This is a genomic window from Pantoea sp. X-Soil-TKNS-1279, from assembly GCF_059730565.1.
The window spans coordinates 1045769-1061191 of record NZ_AP035948.1 but is presented as its reverse complement, the minus strand read 5'-3'; the positions used below and the strand labels follow the sequence as shown (position 1 = coordinate 1061191).

15 protein-coding genes are annotated in these 15423 nt (G+C 55.0%); 3 read left to right on the top strand and 12 right to left on the bottom strand.

Going from position 1 to position 15423, the window contains the following annotated elements; genetic code table 11:
- Nucleotides 1-32: 32 nt before the first annotated feature.
- The 6 genes from AC6I8N_RS04825 to aroL form a co-directional block, all read right to left on the bottom strand.
- Nucleotides 33-710: an AroM family protein gene (locus AC6I8N_RS04825; protein WP_497830154.1), complete on the bottom strand. Its 678-nt coding sequence runs from the start codon at nucleotides 708-710 to the stop codon at nucleotides 33-35.
- A gap of 5 nt (nucleotides 711-715) precedes the next feature.
- A complete protein-coding gene (locus tag AC6I8N_RS04820) occupies nucleotides 716-1645 on the bottom strand; it encodes a DUF1177 domain-containing protein (protein ID WP_497830153.1) in 930 nt (309 codons plus the stop codon).
- Nucleotides 1646-1659: 14 nt separating this feature from the next.
- The gene (locus AC6I8N_RS04815; protein WP_036627561.1) at nucleotides 1660-3219 is read right to left on the bottom strand and encodes an OPT/YSL family transporter; all 1560 of its coding nucleotides are present in this window, start codon (nucleotides 3217-3219) and stop codon (nucleotides 1660-1662) included.
- A 160-nt stretch (nucleotides 3220-3379) separates the two neighbouring features.
- The gene (locus AC6I8N_RS04810; RefSeq protein ID WP_497830152.1) at nucleotides 3380-4132 is read right to left on the bottom strand and encodes an IclR family transcriptional regulator; all 753 of its coding nucleotides are present in this window, start codon (nucleotides 4130-4132) and stop codon (nucleotides 3380-3382) included.
- A 281-nt stretch (nucleotides 4133-4413) separates the two neighbouring features.
- Nucleotides 4414-4605 carry a YaiA family protein gene (locus AC6I8N_RS04805; protein WP_021185894.1) on the bottom strand — a complete coding sequence of 64 codons (192 nt, stop codon included), beginning with the start codon at nucleotides 4603-4605 and terminating at the stop codon, nucleotides 4414-4416.
- Nucleotides 4606-4770: 165 nt separating this feature from the next.
- Nucleotides 4771-5295, bottom strand: a complete 525-nt coding sequence (gene aroL, locus AC6I8N_RS04800) for a shikimate kinase AroL (protein ID WP_021185895.1) — start codon at nucleotides 5293-5295, stop codon at nucleotides 4771-4773.
- A gap of 284 nt (nucleotides 5296-5579) precedes the next feature.
- On the opposite strand from aroL, the gene AC6I8N_RS04795 reads away from it, so the two are divergent.
- Nucleotides 5580-6284 carry a DUF2076 domain-containing protein gene (locus tag AC6I8N_RS04795; RefSeq protein ID WP_497830151.1) on the top strand — a complete coding sequence of 235 codons (705 nt, stop codon included), beginning with the start codon at nucleotides 5580-5582 and terminating at the stop codon, nucleotides 6282-6284.
- Here AC6I8N_RS04795 and AC6I8N_RS04790 read toward each other — a convergent pair.
- A complete protein-coding gene (locus tag AC6I8N_RS04790) occupies nucleotides 6281-6727 on the bottom strand; it encodes a YaiI/YqxD family protein (RefSeq protein ID WP_497830150.1) in 447 nt (148 codons plus the stop codon). The two genes, AC6I8N_RS04795 and AC6I8N_RS04790, sit on opposite strands and share 4 nt — an antisense overlap.
- 133 nt (nucleotides 6728-6860) lie before the next feature.
- Between AC6I8N_RS04790 and proC the strand changes: the two genes are divergently transcribed.
- Nucleotides 6861-7673, top strand: a complete 813-nt coding sequence (gene proC / locus AC6I8N_RS04785; protein ID WP_208724933.1) for a pyrroline-5-carboxylate reductase — start codon at nucleotides 6861-6863, stop codon at nucleotides 7671-7673.
- 55 nt (nucleotides 7674-7728) lie between these two features.
- On the opposite strand, the gene AC6I8N_RS04780 is transcribed toward proC, so the two are convergent.
- From AC6I8N_RS04780 to AC6I8N_RS04765, 4 genes are all read right to left on the bottom strand, one after another.
- Complete coding sequence (locus AC6I8N_RS04780; protein ID WP_497830149.1) at nucleotides 7729-9255, bottom strand: FAD-dependent oxidoreductase; 1527 nt, start codon at nucleotides 9253-9255, stop codon at nucleotides 7729-7731.
- Between the two features lie 176 nt (nucleotides 9256-9431).
- A complete protein-coding gene (locus AC6I8N_RS04775; RefSeq protein ID WP_208724931.1) occupies nucleotides 9432-9734 on the bottom strand; it encodes a PsiF family protein in 303 nt (100 codons plus the stop codon).
- Nucleotides 9735-9840: 106 nt separating this feature from the next.
- Nucleotides 9841-10095 (bottom strand): anti-adapter protein IraP, encoded by a 255-nt coding sequence (gene iraP / locus AC6I8N_RS04770; protein WP_497830148.1) that lies wholly within the window; start codon nucleotides 10093-10095, stop codon nucleotides 9841-9843.
- 220 nt (nucleotides 10096-10315) lie between these two features.
- The gene (locus tag AC6I8N_RS04765; RefSeq protein ID WP_021185903.1) at nucleotides 10316-10474 is read right to left on the bottom strand and encodes a hypothetical protein; all 159 of its coding nucleotides are present in this window, start codon (nucleotides 10472-10474) and stop codon (nucleotides 10316-10318) included.
- A 253-nt stretch (nucleotides 10475-10727) separates the two neighbouring features.
- On the opposite strand from AC6I8N_RS04765, the gene AC6I8N_RS04760 reads away from it, so the two are divergent.
- Nucleotides 10728-13796 carry a beta-galactosidase gene (locus AC6I8N_RS04760; protein WP_497830147.1) on the top strand — a complete coding sequence of 1023 codons (3069 nt, stop codon included), beginning with the start codon at nucleotides 10728-10730 and terminating at the stop codon, nucleotides 13794-13796.
- Here the strand turns inward: AC6I8N_RS04760 and AC6I8N_RS04755 are convergent.
- A complete protein-coding gene (locus AC6I8N_RS04755) occupies nucleotides 13735-15039 on the bottom strand; it encodes a multidrug efflux MFS transporter (protein ID WP_208724928.1) in 1305 nt (434 codons plus the stop codon). The two genes, AC6I8N_RS04760 and AC6I8N_RS04755, sit on opposite strands and share 62 nt — an antisense overlap.
- Nucleotides 15040-15423: the final 384 nt, after the last annotated feature.

Genomic DNA, 15423 nt, shown 5'->3' with positions numbered 1-15423 from the left:
CAAAAGGGATCACAACTTGTGATCCCCATGCATTAAACGATCAATTCCGCAGCCAGCTTGGCAACCAGCACGTTGGACAACAGCACCGGAATGCCCAACATCTTTTGCAGAAAATCACGATGCTTCTGGTGATAACCGATGCAATCGAGCACCACCACATCAGCCCCCTGCTCCTGAAGCGACAGCCCCGCCTCCACCAGATCCGCCTGTTGCGCCAGATAGGGGCTGGCTACCGCAAAACACGGCGGCGTACCCAGATTGCGCCACTTATTAGCCTGTTCCGCGATCTGCTCCTCAACCGGCACCACAATCCCGACTTTGTGCCCATGCACAATCGCGCCGACCAACGGCGGGATAATACGATCCGGCTCCAGCAGCAACGCTTTATGGGTTTTCAGCGAGCCAAATTCGCCAGTGCACAGCAGCAGGATCGTGTTGTAACCCTGATCCTCGAGTGCATAGATCTTCTGCTGCAATCCCTGCTCAACCTGATGCGCCGACAGACGCACCTGCTGCCCATCCAGCATACGCGACACCAGCACTTTCTCACCGGCAACTGGCGTATAGTGCTGCTCCACTTCCGCAAGGGTGAGGCCGTCAAGCAAACCGGCGTGCTCCACCTGCTCTGCTGGCAGATGGGCCTGCAACAGCGGCAGAATGTCGCTGCGCGGAGACTGACCGATGGTCAGGGTAATCAGGGATGTTTTCATACTTATTATTTCCGGGAACGCAGATGGCTGAGGCTACCATACAAAGATAGCAGCAGTGCGTACTCCTGCGCGTCATAGAACTGGCAGGTTTCGCGGCCAAACTCTTTCGCCACTTCCACGGCAAACTTCACCGTGCTGGCGATGTCCACTTCGTGGCTGGCTCCGGTGCCACAACCTGGCACCACCGATTCCGCGCAAATTGCCACACCCACCACCGGCACATCGGTCGCGGTTGAAGGTTGCAGGATACTGTTGAGGTGATAAACCCCGTTACCGTACGGCGTGATGTCCTGGGTGGTAATCGGGAAAGTTACCGCCGGGCGGCCGCTGGTCATCTCCATAATACGCAACAGATCTTCCGACACGCGCAGGATGTAACCCTCTTTCACCGTCGGCGACAGCGCATAACCTTTGTGATTGAGGATACGGTTGCCTTTGGTGGTATCGATGGAGAGGATGGCATCCACACCCGCCACCACTTCGTTATCGTTCATGGTGACATCGTCGATCGGTGAATCCATAAAATCCACCGGCTCATGTGGACGGGTCGGCGCATCCGGGCAGATATGGGTGGTGATGATCACATCCCCGGCCAACACATCGCCTTTGGTCTGCATCTGCGCCAGCTTCAGCGCGCTGCTGACCGCTGCCACAGCACCGTCGGCGTCCGACACCATGCCGATGCGCGTCGGGCGTGCACCGATACCGCCCAGACGGCCAATGATGCCGAGCGTTGGGGCGCTGCCGCCCTTGCTTTTACCCTGTGCCCCGGGAATATCGATGCGCACAAAGTCGGTACGTCCTTTCGGGCCGCTGACGCGTTTGGTGCTGGCGCTGACGCCCGGATAGGCGGCGAACAGATCAACCACCTGCTGACCATCGACGAAAGCGCTATCGAGTAACTCAAAGACTTGCAGTGTCTGCTGTAAACTCATGTTGGATTCCCTGATTATTTCTTACTGCTACTGGCAAAAAGTGAATGGAAGAAACTGTAGAGCGCATCTCCGGCGATAAAACCTGCCGCCATCACCTCCATCGGTGACCGGCCACGCTCGCCCCAGACGCGCAGGATCAGAACGCGTAGCGCAATCCCTACCAGCACCGCCCATCCGGCAGCCGCGTTGTTAATCAGCAAGCCGGTCGCCAGCAGAACGCCAAGCTGACGCTTCGGTCCGCCAATCAACTGAATGATCGCGCCAGGAATGGCCCACATCAGCAGGCTGCCTGCGATACCCGGTTCTGCACCGGCCTGAATGGTTTTGGCATATACGCGCGCCACTGGCGGCAGCAGGTTTTCTGCGAAGAACAGGTTATGGGCGTACCACACCACCGGAATGGCGATCACAAAAGCGATCATCGCGGCAATCAGCTGGATGCGACGCCCCCATAGCTCCTGCTGCACATCCGCGCCGTTACCACGCAGGATAAAACCGGCTTTCAGGTCGTAACCCATATCCGCAAACGCCGGGCCGGTAGCGGCGGTAAAGCCACACAGCAGACACAGCGCCAACGGCGGGAAGCCGAGTAAAATACCCAGGATTAAGGTAATCAGCGCCACAGCAAACGCCGGGAACCAGCCGGAGTGCATCGCGGCAATACCGACAATCAACTCATGCACAAAGGCAGCAAAGGCGGCATAGACGATAAACAACACCAGCATCGGCAGGCCCATCTGACTCCACAAACCGCCCGCCAGCGCCAGTAATGCCGAGATAACGATGTAACCAACGGTGCCGAAACCGAGCGAGCGCTTCACTTCGCTGTCGCTACGGCTGACATTGATCGCCTCGTTACGACCACTGCGGATCACCTGCACCACCTGAATCAACGCCACCAGACCGGCACCCACCATTACGCCGTGGGGGATATACAGCGCGTTGATATCAATGCCCGCCACTGGCTGGGAATAAGCACGCAACAGGAAGCCAACACCGAGCATCGTCAGCGCCCAGATATTACCGATAAACGCGGTGCCAAATGCCGACATCGGGATCTTCAGCATCGAGCCGACAATCCCGCCGACAATCCCCACCACCAGCAGCCACGCCTGACGGCCACCTTTGTCCCCGGCTTTGATCGCTTCGGCGGCCGCAACGCCCGGCGGCCAGGCGTTGCTGGCCGGGAATACGCGGGTATCAAACAGGCGATAGAGCAGATAAGCATCCAGCAGCATCGCCGCGCTGACGCCGACAAACAGCGGCAGCACCAACTGCGGTTCACCCAACGCCCAGGGCACAGCAATCGGCATCAGCAAACTGTTGGCAGCACCGAAAGTAGCGGAAGAGATGGCCGTTTGCGCCAGGTTCTGCACTTCGACCGAACGGTAGCGTCGAAACCATTGCAACGGAATACGCGCCAGTAGCATGGCAAAGAGCGCGCCGATAATTGAGGTATTGGGGGTGACCCCGATGGTCGTAATTAATTGTACGCCGATAATTGCGCCCGCAACGGACAGCAATACCAGCATTAAACCCACTCCGAGACTTTTTATTGGATTGGTGTGACGCATGTTATTCCCCGTAAATTCACCCTGGCGAAAACGTGATTACGCACCGCCCGACACGCGGGACGGCGGTATTGAGTTAAATAATCATTCCCTGACGGTTGAAATAAGCAGGCCCGAAGGCCTGTTATTTCCCTGGTGTGGCGCGAAATATTACGCCGTAAAATCAGGCACCATATTTTTCGGCCATGATGGCCGCAGTGGCGCGTAATTCATTGAGCAGCGCTTCCGGATAACCCGGGGCTGCTTCCTGTGAAAGAAATGAGAGACAGAGTGCAACACTTTCGCCGCGATGTTTATTGGTGACGGCAACCGCCATCGAACTGATGCCCGGTAACGTTTCATTGCGTGCCAGCGCCCACCCCTGGCGACGAATAGTGGTCAGCTCGGTACAAAGCGCATCAACATCCAGCGGAGAGTTAAGTGAGGCGGCATGCCACTCGTCGGCAAAGCGCGCCCGAACTTCTTCATCGCTGCTTTGTGCCAGCAACACGCGACCGGTGGACGTCCCCGCCGCCGGCATCCGCGTGCCCGGAGGGGTAATCAACTGGGTAAACAGGCGTCCGTGATACATACGCATCACAAGGATATCGTGCCCATCCAACACCGAGATATACCCCATGCATCCGGTGCTGGAGGCCAGGCGCGCCATCGCGCCCGAAGCACTATCCACCAACGGTGTGGAGAGATAATGCCCCGCAACCGACAGCAGTACGCGACCAATATGGAAGCAGCGGTTGTCTGGATCGCGTTCCAGTAACCCCTGACTTTCCATCGTCGCCAGTAGACGGGAAACGGTACTTTTTGGCAGTTCTAATGCCTCAACCACCTCGGTGAAGGTGAGGCCGGGATGCCCCTGCGTCACGCCAAAGCGCTGGAATAACTTAAGCACTGCGGCGGCATTTTCGAGTGTGGTCATAAAAGTAGTTTCACTATTTGGAACTGAGTTCCTGAGTCAATACCCCGAAATTAAAACGTCAGGTTTTTGTGGTCAAGCGCAAATTTTGTACCAGCAAAAATGGCAGGAAATTAAGGCAGCATAAAATGAGGAATAAAGTAAAAACTGAGTGATTTTATCAGGCAGAGAGAATTAAGCGCAGAAAAGACGATAACTTTCTGGCCGCTTTGCAGCGAATTCACGGGAAGAGAAAAATATGGTTAATAACGGCAAGTCATTACTGGCATCCTTGCCAGCCGATATTACTCTTTTTCCACATCTTCATAGCGATTTTTGGCATCCTGCGCTTCCGCTTCAGTTTTATGTTCGCTAATTAGCGAGTCCGGGCGTGGATGATCGGCGCGTAATTCATACCAGGTGACGGTATTGCCCGCCGTGCCTTTTTCAACGGTGACGATGCGGGCCTGGCGCGGGTAAGGTGGTCTTGATGGCATATTGCCCTCCTGGGTAACTCAGTTATCCAAACGGACAGCAGTAATCCCCTGTCCGTTTTTAAGTATAGACAACGAGGATCACGATAATTTACGGAGCGGCGCGATTAATCGCGCGGGGTTTAAAAGCGCGCGATTTAACGCGCCGATACGGGGAATTTGCAGACGTTAGCTGGCACGCGCCAGAGAAAGGGATTGCAGGATCGCCTCCACCACCAAATCCGGCGACTGCATGGCATTCACCTCATGGTGCGCGGCCTGATGGTAAAGATGCGCACGCTGACGCAGGATATCGCCCATCTCTTCGGCAATCGGGCGGCCGGTCAAGGTCGGGCGTTGCGCCGCTTCTGGCTGACGTACCAGTCGGTCGGCCAGCACCGTTGAAGGCGCATTCAACCAGATAACCTGGCCATGCTCACGCATAAAGCGACGATTCACCTCGGCCAGCACCATACCGCCACCGGTGGCAATGATTGTACCGGGCGCAGTGACCGCCTGAAGCGACTCGCTTTCGCGCGCGCGAAAGCTATCCCAGCCTTCAGCCGCCACGATTTCCGCCACGGTACGCTGAGTGGTGATTTGCAGGTGATGGTCGGTATCACGAAAGGCGTAACCGAGCGCCTGCGACAGCGCCTGGCCAATGGTGGTTTTACCGCAACCGCGTGCGCCGATCAGATAGATGGGTAATGACATCCTGGCTCATCCTCCGCCGTGTTTTGCCGCACGGGCATTGTCATCAGGTCAATATTGCGTCGCATGATACCTGGATTTCATTTCATCAGCCACCGGCGAAGCACGATTTACGCGTATCTTGCCCATACAATCTCATATCTATATAATTAATAAAGGAAAAATCATGCGAGTTTTGTGCATCCGCAAAAGTGTAAGTTCGGGCAACATTTGCTTACCAGCGCGTTGATTTACTTTCTGTCATCCCGCCCGCATATAGTGGGATAACTCGCAAACGGAGGTTTACCATGCAGAGCGAAGAACAACAGTTAATTGAAAGCCTGTTCAGCCGTCTGAAACAGGCTGAGAGTCAAAGTGGCCCGCGTGATGCGGGCGCAGAGCAGTTAATCAAACAACACTTGCTGTCACAGCCCGGTGCACCTTATTACATGGCGCAGGCGATCCTGATTCAGGAAGCCGCGATGAAAAAGCTCAATGCGCAAATCGGTGAGCTGGAGAATCGTCTGGCGCAGGCGCAGCAACAGCAGCAGGCACCGCAGCAGAGCAGCGGCGGTTTCCTCTCCAGCCTGTTTGGCGGCGGTTCACGTCCGGCGGCACAACCGCAGCAACAGCAACCGGTGTGGAACAGCGCACCATCCCAGCAGCCGCAATATCAGCAGCCGCAGTATGCCAGTGCTCCAGCGGCGCGTGGCACCGGTTTTCTCGGCGGCGCATTGCAGACCGCAGTGGGTGTGGCCGGTGGTGTGGTGATGGCGGATATGTTGACCAGCCTGTTCCATCATTCGCAGCCGGAAGAGATTGTGAACATCATCAACGAGCCTGCGCTGCCACAAGTTGATGACAATCTTGATACCTTTAATGGTGTCAACGACAGCAACAACGCGTTCCTGAACGATAATACCAGCGGCTGGGATAACAGCTTCGCCGACAACAATGACTTCAGCGATTTCGGCGGCAGTGACGATTTTAACGACGACGACAGCTTTGTCTAACGCCGTTGACGTAACCATTTATCCAGTTCATTAGCAAACTGCTGGCGGTCGCGTGGGCTGAGAGCCGACGGGCCGCCGCTTTGAATCCCGCTGGCGCGCATGGTTTCCATAAAGTCGCGCATGGTTAAGCGCTGACGAATGGTATCCGGCGAATAACGTTCACCACGCGGATTCAGCGCCGCCGCCCCCTTATCCAGCACCTCCGCTGCCAGCGGAATATCACCGGTGATCACCAACTCACCCGGCTCAACGCGTTTGACAATCTCGTTATCAGCCACATCAAAACCTGCCGCAACCTGCAAGGTTTTCAGCCACGGTGAAGGTGGCACGCGCAGCGGTTGGTTAGCCACAAAGGTCACCAGGGTTTGTGTGCGTTCTGCGGCGCGGTACAACACTTCTTTGATGACATTGGGGCAGGCATCAGCATCAACCCAAATCGACATAATGGATCCTTTCTTACAGTGAATGAGTGTGATCTTGCCGTTCTGCGCCAGAATGGCAAATTTAATTTGATCGCGCCGTCCAGCCACGTAAGCTAGCCGATACAGAAAATTGAACCATCTTAAGGATCACGCAATGCTGGAGAAGAAAATCGGGTTTATCGGTGCCGGTAATATGGCAAAAGCGATTATCAGCGGTCTGGTAAACAGCGGGCAGATCGCCCCGGCCAATATCCTGGTTTACGATCGCAAACCAGCAACCAATCAGGCTCTGGCGCAGCAGTATGGCGTGACGGCGGCAGAGAGTGCCGAAAGTCTGGCAGCGGAAGTCGATATCCTGTTTGGCGCGGTGAAACCCAATGTCATTCTCAAAGTGCTGAAGGATCTGGCGAGTCAGCTAAAAAAAGAGGCGCTGGTGGTGTCGATTGCCGCCGGAGTGACGCTGGATTCGCTAGCTGCCGTGCTGGGCCACGATCGTAAAATCATCCGCGTGATGCCGAACACACCCTCGCTGGTAAATGAAGGGATGACATCGGTGACACCGAATGTGCTGGTTGAGCAGCATGAAACGGATGAAGTGGTGGCGATTTTCGAAAGCTTCGGTAAGGCCGCAGTGGTCAGCGAATATCTGATTCACGCGGTGGTCGGCGTCAGCGGTTCAGCCCCGGCCTACGTGTTTATGTTTATTGAGGCGATGGCCGATGCTGCGGTACTGGGCGGTATGCCCCGCGCCCAGGCCTATCAATTTGCCGCGCAGGCAGTTAAGGGGTCGGCGCAGATGGTGCTGGAGACCGGCAAACATCCCGGTGAACTGAAAGATATGGTGTGCTCTCCCGGCGGCACTACCATTGAAGCGGTGAAAGTGTTGGAGGAGAAAGGCTTCCGTGCTGCGGTGATCGAGGCGATGCAGCAATGTATGAAGAAATCCGATGCGCTAAGTAAGCAGTAATTTAGCCCCTTCTGTCGTAGCGGCACGATTTATCGCGCCGCTACGACATTCGTACTTAACCTTGATGTTCTTCAAACAGCGCTATTCCCTGCGCCATTGTCATCGGCTGCTGCATCAGTTCTACCAGCGCTGCCGTCAGGGTATACATGCCCGCTGAACAAGCTGCCGCCAGCTTTCCCTGCTGTCCATAAAAGGCGATAAAACGCTTGTCCTGTAATGATCCCAGTAAACGGTATTCATCCCATTCTGTGGCATGTCCCAGATATTCGTAGCGCGTGCCGTAGTGTGCGGTCCAGAAAAAGGGCACACGGTCAAACAGCTGGCGTTGCCCCAACATGTTCAGAGCAGCAATTCGACCCTGTTGCTGCGCCACCCGATAGTGCTCGATACGCAGTGGCCCATTTGGCGTGGGATAACAGGCAATATCACCCGCTGCCCAGATATTTTTCGCCACCTGTAGCTGACTATCCGTGGTCAGGCTGCCATCTGCCTGCATTGCCAGATCATGGATAAATCCGGTAACTGGCTGAATACCGGTTGCAAACAGCACCAGACTTGCCGTGAGTTGCTTACCATTTTTCAGCGTGATGGCTTCAACGTGTTCAGTACCGATCAGCGCCTGAGGTTCCCCCTGCACCATCTTCACCCCATTTCCGGTGTGCAGTTCGCGAAAATATCGGCCAATTTCATCACCAAATTGTTTAGCAAACGGCAGTGGGTGACGCGCCAATACGGTGACATCAACATCCCGGTTTCGCAGCGCGCCCGCCAACTCCATACCAATGAAGCTATTGCCAACAATCACGATCTGATGGGTTTCATCAACATCCTCCAGCAGCGACGCTGCCTGGCTGAGCGAGTGCAACAGGTGAACACCAGGCAAATCCCGTCCAGGAATATCCAGTGACTGCGCGCTACCACCGCTGGCAATCAGGAGCTGATCAAAGGGTAAGGTCTGACCATTGGAGAACGTCAACTGTTGCGCCGCACTGTCCAGCTCCACCACGTTGGCCTGAATACGCTCAACATGCCCCAGCACATCGTCTTTCAGTAAACGCGGCACCTCTTCGATAGCCATTTTTCCCGCCGGGACAAACTTACTTAACGCGGTGCGATCGTAGGGTGCCTCAGCTTCGCGCTCAATCAGAACCAGATGCCCGGTGAAGCCTTCGTGTCGCAGCGTCCACAACGCTGCGCTGCCTGCCGCCCCCGATCCCAGTACTACGCAAACCGGTTTTTCTCGTTCAGTCGCAGGCAGCGTGGCTGAGGACATGGCTTTGGTGTTGACCCATACCTGCCCCTGTTCGATACGTACCGGATAGTTTTTCAAATCCGCCAGAGCCAGCGGCTCACGCATCCTGCCATCTTCAATGCCAAACACCGCCTTATGCCAGGGACACACCAATTCATCTCCGCATACCGCCCCTTGTTCGAGTGGTGCGCCTGCATGGGGGCATTTGGCTTGCAAAGCATGGACACGATCACCTTCACGGATCAGCAAAATATCTTTATCACCGACGGTAAATTTGGTCGGTTTATGTTGCTTAAGCTTTTTCAATTCAACGACAGATTGATAGCTCACGTTTGGCCTCCCTCAACTGTAGTCAGGTGCGACGCCCTAAATCCCTACAAATAGTAAGTTTGGCAAAACCTGATAATTTGGTGGGCTGATATTAAAGAGAGACGGGTAACAGTCTGTTAAGCAGAGGTTTTTAGCAGGCAATAAAAAATAGCGGCCCTCAGACCGCTATCAGGAGATTAACTTTTTTTCAGGCACGAACTCATAAAGGTTTTACGTGCATCGCCGCTGAGTTTTTTATCACCCGCTTCGGTGTTACAGGTTTTCATCTTCATTTGCTGCGGCGTCATGCTGCCCATTTTGCTGTCTTTTTTCAGACAGTCGCTCATAAAGCTTTTACGCGCATCACCTTTCAGGTTTTGCGATGACGCATGTTGATTACACATGGTCATTTTTTCCTGCTGCGCCGTTTTCTCTGCGGCACCCGCAGTACCCGCTAACAATAAGCCCGCAGCCATCATTGCCATAAAAAACGATTTCATTGCATCTTCTCCATAGAGTTATCGCCTGATAAGCCTGGCATGAGATAAGCAAAGCAGAAATAAATATAATGAAAAACGCCTGTGGCGATCACAGGCGTTGAGAAAATCATATGCGGGGATGGTTAAGCAGTTTTTCAACGTAATTACGTAGCAACAGGGCATCGGAAGACGTTTCTGGCTCGGTTGCCGGTGCCATCGCGTTTTCAATACCCAAAGTAATCCCTTTTAATTGTTCCGGCTCAAGTTTGCGTAACAAGGCCGTAACCACAATTTCCAGCGCCTCAACCTGGACCACTAATTCTTTAGACTCTTCTTCTTTTTCAGCCAGCTTAAGCAGGAGTTCCGCAATCAGATTTTTCATGCGACCAACTCAATTAGTTGAGGGAAATGCTGACGTTAGCATTGAGCAGAATAAAACAACAGGGATTTTTATGCGATCCTGTTAACTCAGTTAAAAAAGGCGGGAAAGAAAACTTGATGCAGGATTTTATTATTAAGCGGCGAAACGTTTCTCTGATAAATAATGCTTTTGTGAAACGTTTCGCGCGCTATAGCAGCCATTAACCCGGGAGGTTAATGGCTTATGGCCCCATAAATCCGCGACCCGGACCGCCACCGTGGCCACCCCAACCGCCGCCACCGCCGCCCCAACCACCACCGCCACCCGGAGGCGGGAAAATACAACCGCTCAGCGCGGTCACCAATGCCACAACGGCTGCGATTTTAACAATACGGACCATAATTACCTCAGGATGGATAAATCGCGCTGAGTGTATGAGTCGCCAGCGCGCCCGACAATACAGAATTCTCCGCAACCCGGCGCTATTCATCTCTGCTCACCATGCTTAACAATTTACTGGCACTACGCCAGGAGAAAACCGACAAAGACGTAATAAAAGCGATAAAAATTCCTGCCCGATAGCAGGTAGCAGCGCTTTACAGTTGGCGCAATTTAACGCAATGTGAGCGCATTACAATTAATGAGATCCTAATATGACATCTGTCTCTGTTTCCCTGAATGAAATCCTGGCGCGGCGCGACTGGGAAAACCCGGTGATCACCAGCCTGAACCGACTGGATGCGCATCCCCCTTTTGCCAGTTGGCGTGACGAGCAGGCCGCCCGCGACAATCGGCCTTCGCCTTCCCGTCGCTGTCTGAACGGTCAATGGACATTCAGTTATTTCAGCCAGCCAGAAGCGGTGCCACAAAGCTGGCTGTTGCAGGATCTCCCGGATGCCGGCACCCTTCCCGTCCCCGCAAACTGGCAATTACACGGTTATGACGCCCCCATTTACACCAACGTGCAATATCCTATTCCGGTCAATCCGCCGTTGGTTCCGGCGAATAACCCCACCGGATGTTACTCGCTCACATTTAATGTTGACGATACCTGGCTACAGCAGGGCCAGACGCGCATTATCTTTGATGGCGTAAACTCCGCCTTCTTTGTGTGGTGCAATGGCCACTGGATAGGATATTCGCAGGACAGTCGCTTACCGGCCGAATTCGATCTCAGCGCCGCGTTGCAAGCAGGCAGTAACCGGCTGGCCGTGATGGTGCTGCGCTGGTGCGATGGCAGCTACCTGGAAGATCAGGATATGTGGCGTATGAGCGGCATTTTTCGTGACGTCACCCTGCTGCATAAACCCGAGACACAGTTGGCTGACGTGCAGATCGAAACGCAACTCAGCCCGGAATATATCCGTGCGGATTTGCGTGTCAGCGTAAAGATCCAGCATCTCAAGCCCTGCCAACTGCGTCTGAGCCTGTGGCAGGGGGAAACGCTGATCGGCGAACACCAACAAACGCCCGGCAGCGCCATAATTGACGAACGCGGCCACTACCCGGAACGCGCTTTGCTGGTTTTGCCCGTTAATCACCCCAGGTTATGGAGCGCCGAAACGCCGCATTTATACCGTGCGGTGGTTTCGCTGCTGGATGATCAAGGCAATCTGCTGGAAGCGGAAGCATACGATGTCGGTTTCCGTCGCGTGGCGATTGAAAATGGCCTGTTATGCCTGAATGGTCAGCCGTTGCTGATTCGCGGTGTTAACCGTCACGAACATCACCCGGAAAAGGGTCAGGTGGTGGATGAAGCCAGCATGCGTCGTGATATCGAGCTGATGAAGCGTCATAACTTCAATGCGGTGCGCTGCGCCCATTACCCTAATCACCCGCTGTGGTATCGCCTGTGCGATGAATATGGTTTGTACGTGGTCGATGAGGCCAATATCGAAACCCACGGCATGCAGCCGATGAATCGACTCTCTGACGATCCGCGCTGGTTTGCCGCTTACAGCGAACGCGTCACCCGCATGGTGCAGCGTGACCGTAATCACCCCTGCATCATTATCTGGTCGCTGGGCAATGAGTCCGGTCACGGCAGCACCCATGATGCGCTGTATCGCTGGGTAAAAAGCAGCGATCCAACACGCCCGGTGCAATATGAAGGCGGCGGAGCCAATACCGCCGCTACCGATATTGTTTGCCCGATGTATGCACGCGTCGATCAGGACCAGCCCTTCCCGGCTGTCCCCAAATGGTCACTGAAAAAGTGGATTGGCCTGCCCGGCGAAACCCGCCCGCTGATCCTGTGTGAATATGCCCACGCGATGGGTAACAGCTTTGGCGGCTTTGCCAAATACTGGCAGGCCTTCCGCCAGTTTCCGCGTTTGCAGGGCGGCTTCGTCTGGGATTGGGTTGATCAAAGCCTGACGCGCTATGACGCGCAAGGCCAGCCGTGGCAGGCCTACGGCGGAGACTTTGGCGATACGCCGAATGATCGCCAGTTCTGTATGAATGGCCTGGTGTTTGCCGATCGCACCCCGCATCCGGCATTGTTCGAGGCCCAGCGTGCACAGCAGTTTTTCCAGTTCACGCCTGATGCGCAGAACCCGTACCGTTTTACCGTCAGCAGCGATTATCTGTTCCGCCACAGCGATAACGAAGTGCTGCGCTGGTCGATTGAGCAGGAGGGACAAGTCATTGCCCGTGGCGAACTGCCGCTCGATATCGCAGCACGCGCCAGCCAGACCTTTGATCTACCACCGGCAGAAGGATTGCAGGGGAATTGCAGGCTCAATCTGGCGGTGCACCAGCCACGCGCTACTTCCTGGTCAGAAGCGGATGCACGCGTCGCCTGGCATCAATGGTCCTTGCCTGCCGCCCTGCCGCTGGAGACACAGACGAATCCTGAACCGGCCCCGCAGATCGAGTCCAATCATGATCTCATCGCCGTGTACCTGCCGCAGCAGCGCTGGCATTTTTCCCGCCGCAGTGGGGAGATGGTGCAGTGGTTGGTAAATGATGAGGAAACCCTACTGACGCCGCTCGAAGATTGTTTTATCCGTGCGCCAATCGATAACGATATCGGCACCAGCGAAGCGGCTAATGTGGATCCCAATGCCTGGGTCGAACGCTGGAAACGCGCCGGTTATGATCAACTGGAGCCACAGCTGGTGGCGATGGAGATCGATAGTCTGAAGCACAGTGTATTGATCGAAACGCGGCATCAGTGGCTTTTTGCCGGTCAGCTGATTTTTACCAGCCGCAAGCGTTATCAGATTCGCGGCAATGGCGAACTCACCATCGACGTGGACGTCGAACAGACGGCAGGCTTGCCGCCACCAGCACGTATCGGCTTACGCACACAACTGGCCCACGCCCCGCAGCAGGTCAGTTGGCTGGGACTCGGCCCGCATGAAAACTATCCGGATCGTCAACTGGCAGCGCAGTTTTCCCGCTGGCAGCAGCCGTTGAGTGCGATGCGCACCGAATACATTTTTCCCGGAGAGAATGGTCTGCGCGGCGGAACACGCCAGCTCGATACCGGTAGTTGGCAGGTAAGCGGTGACTTTGCCTTCTCGCTCAGTCAGCACAGCCTGGAGCAGTTGCGCGACACCTCACATCGCCACCTGTTGCAGCCAGAAGCGGGTTGCTGGCTGCATCTCGATGGTTTCCATATGGGGGTCGGCGGTGATGACTCCTGGAGTCCAAGCGTCAGCCCGGAGTTTTTGCTTTCTCAGCAGCGCTGGCACTTCTCCCTGACGCTGCGTCAGTAGCCTTCTCCACCTCGTCACGCTGGTTCACCGGGTGCGCCAGCGTGGTTTTCGGGCGGCGATAGAAACGACGCAGCAACAAGACATTAATCAGCACCACCATCGCAGTGGCAAAGAACACCCAGCGATAGCCCGTTGCGGCGGAAACTGCGGCCCCCAGTAGCGGGCCAGCCACATTGCCCAAATACATAAACGACTGGTTATAACCAAAAATACGCCCGGTGATATTATCACTCGAATGGCGAACCAACAGCGTTTGCACCGCAGGCATCATCGCGCCATCGGCAAAGCCCAGCAGAAAACGCAGCACGCCAAGTTGCGTGGCGCTGGTGACAAATGACATGGCGGTGAGCAGCACCAGCGAGGTAATCATGGTGGCGATCAGAATGCGCTGAGTACCAATGCGGTCGCCGAGCTTGCCAAGGCGCGGTGCCGAGATGAGCGCCGAAATACCCGGCAGTGCGGCAATCACACCACTGAGAAACGCAATGTTCTCAGCAGAAGGGGCCAGTTCACGCACAAACAGAGTCAGAATCGGGTTCACCGACCCGTTGCACATCTGGATGACCATCGTGGTGATAAACAGGCACACCATCAAACGCGGATTTTCCAGGCTACGAAACACCTCGCGTCCACTCAGCTTGTCTTTTTTACCAATCGGGGTATAGCCGGTTTCTTTAATCAGAAAAAGTGTGACCAGAAAGCTGATCATCAGTAATACCGAGGTGACGATAAACACCATGCGCAGACCGAGCCAGTCAGCCAGCAGACCGCCAATCATCGGCCCAAGGATCACCCCGCCTATCTGACCGGTTGCGACACTGCTCAGCGCCCAACCGCTGCGCTCACGCGGCACCTGCGCTGCCACCAGCGCCATCGCATTGGGAATATAACCCGAGGTCAACCCCATCAGGGCGCGCAGCAGCAGCAGTTGCCAGGCATGGGTGACAAATGCCTGCAACAAAATCACCGCGCCCATGCCGAACGAAGCGCGCAGCAGCATCAGCTTACGCCCTTTACGATCGGCGAGGCTGCCCCATAGCGGTGCCACCGCCGCAGAAATCACGAAAGTGATACTGAAGGTCAACCCTGACCACAAGCTCAGCGCATTATCCCCGCGCACCCCAAGATGTTCGATATACAACGGCAGAAACGGGATGATCTGGCTAATCGCCAACCCGGTAAAAAAACAGCCGAACCAGACCGAGATCAGATTGATTTTCCAGGGTTCTACGGAGCGTAACATGAGAGAGCACATCAAAATTGAAATGAGGGTTCAGTTTAACAATCCATTGACAGGGCCGGACGGCAAAACATGGCATAGGGATAAAAACGCAGTATTCCGCTAGTCAGCTTACCTCTGCGCACAGCAAATATTACGCAGAGGGCGATTTACAGCGGGTTAATGTGCAAAAACAAACCCGAAAAAAAAATTGTTAAATCGTCCATAGCTCAAATCGTGAAAAAATATTTCTGGCGGTTACTGACAATTTTTGACGCCGCAACTATGTTTAAAAAACCACCAGCCGCCGCTGGTGGGGCGCTGCCCGTTCTGGGCAGTATGCAGACTTAACCCGAAATCTCCCCGCGGTTGCCTGTCCCAGGCAGCGGGCATCGTTGTCTCTGCGGA

Excerpts from the sequence above, each read along its gene's own strand:
- AC6I8N_RS04825 (WP_497830154.1), bottom strand. The coding sequence starts at position 710 with ATGAAAACATCCCTGATTACCCTGACCATCGGTCAGTCTCCGCGCAGC.
- AC6I8N_RS04820 (WP_497830153.1), bottom strand. The coding sequence starts at position 1,645 with ATGAGTTTACAGCAGACACTGCAAGTCTTTGAGTTACTCGATAGCGCT.
- AC6I8N_RS04815 (WP_036627561.1), bottom strand. The coding sequence starts at position 3,219 with ATGCGTCACACCAATCCAATAAAAAGTCTCGGAGTGGGTTTAATGCTG.
- AC6I8N_RS04810 (WP_497830152.1), bottom strand. The coding sequence starts at position 4,132 with ATGACCACACTCGAAAATGCCGCCGCAGTGCTTAAGTTATTCCAGCGC.
- AC6I8N_RS04805 (WP_021185894.1), bottom strand. The coding sequence starts at position 4,605 with ATGCCATCAAGACCACCTTACCCGCGCCAGGCCCGCATCGTCACCGTT.
- aroL (WP_021185895.1), bottom strand. The coding sequence starts at position 5,295 with ATGTCATTACCCATCTATCTGATCGGCGCACGCGGTTGCGGTAAAACC.
- AC6I8N_RS04795 (WP_497830151.1), top strand. The coding sequence starts at position 5,580 with ATGCAGAGCGAAGAACAACAGTTAATTGAAAGCCTGTTCAGCCGTCTG.
- AC6I8N_RS04790 (WP_497830150.1), bottom strand. The coding sequence starts at position 6,727 with ATGTCGATTTGGGTTGATGCTGATGCCTGCCCCAATGTCATCAAAGAA.
- proC (WP_208724933.1), top strand. The coding sequence starts at position 6,861 with ATGCTGGAGAAGAAAATCGGGTTTATCGGTGCCGGTAATATGGCAAAA.
- AC6I8N_RS04775 (WP_208724931.1), bottom strand. The coding sequence starts at position 9,734 with ATGAAATCGTTTTTTATGGCAATGATGGCTGCGGGCTTATTGTTAGCG.
- iraP (WP_497830148.1), bottom strand. The coding sequence starts at position 10,095 with ATGAAAAATCTGATTGCGGAACTCCTGCTTAAGCTGGCTGAAAAAGAA.
- AC6I8N_RS04765 (WP_021185903.1), bottom strand. The coding sequence starts at position 10,474 with ATGGTCCGTATTGTTAAAATCGCAGCCGTTGTGGCATTGGTGACCGCG.
- AC6I8N_RS04760 (WP_497830147.1), top strand. The coding sequence starts at position 10,728 with ATGACATCTGTCTCTGTTTCCCTGAATGAAATCCTGGCGCGGCGCGAC.
- AC6I8N_RS04755 (WP_208724928.1), bottom strand. The coding sequence starts at position 15,039 with ATGTTACGCTCCGTAGAACCCTGGAAAATCAATCTGATCTCGGTCTGG.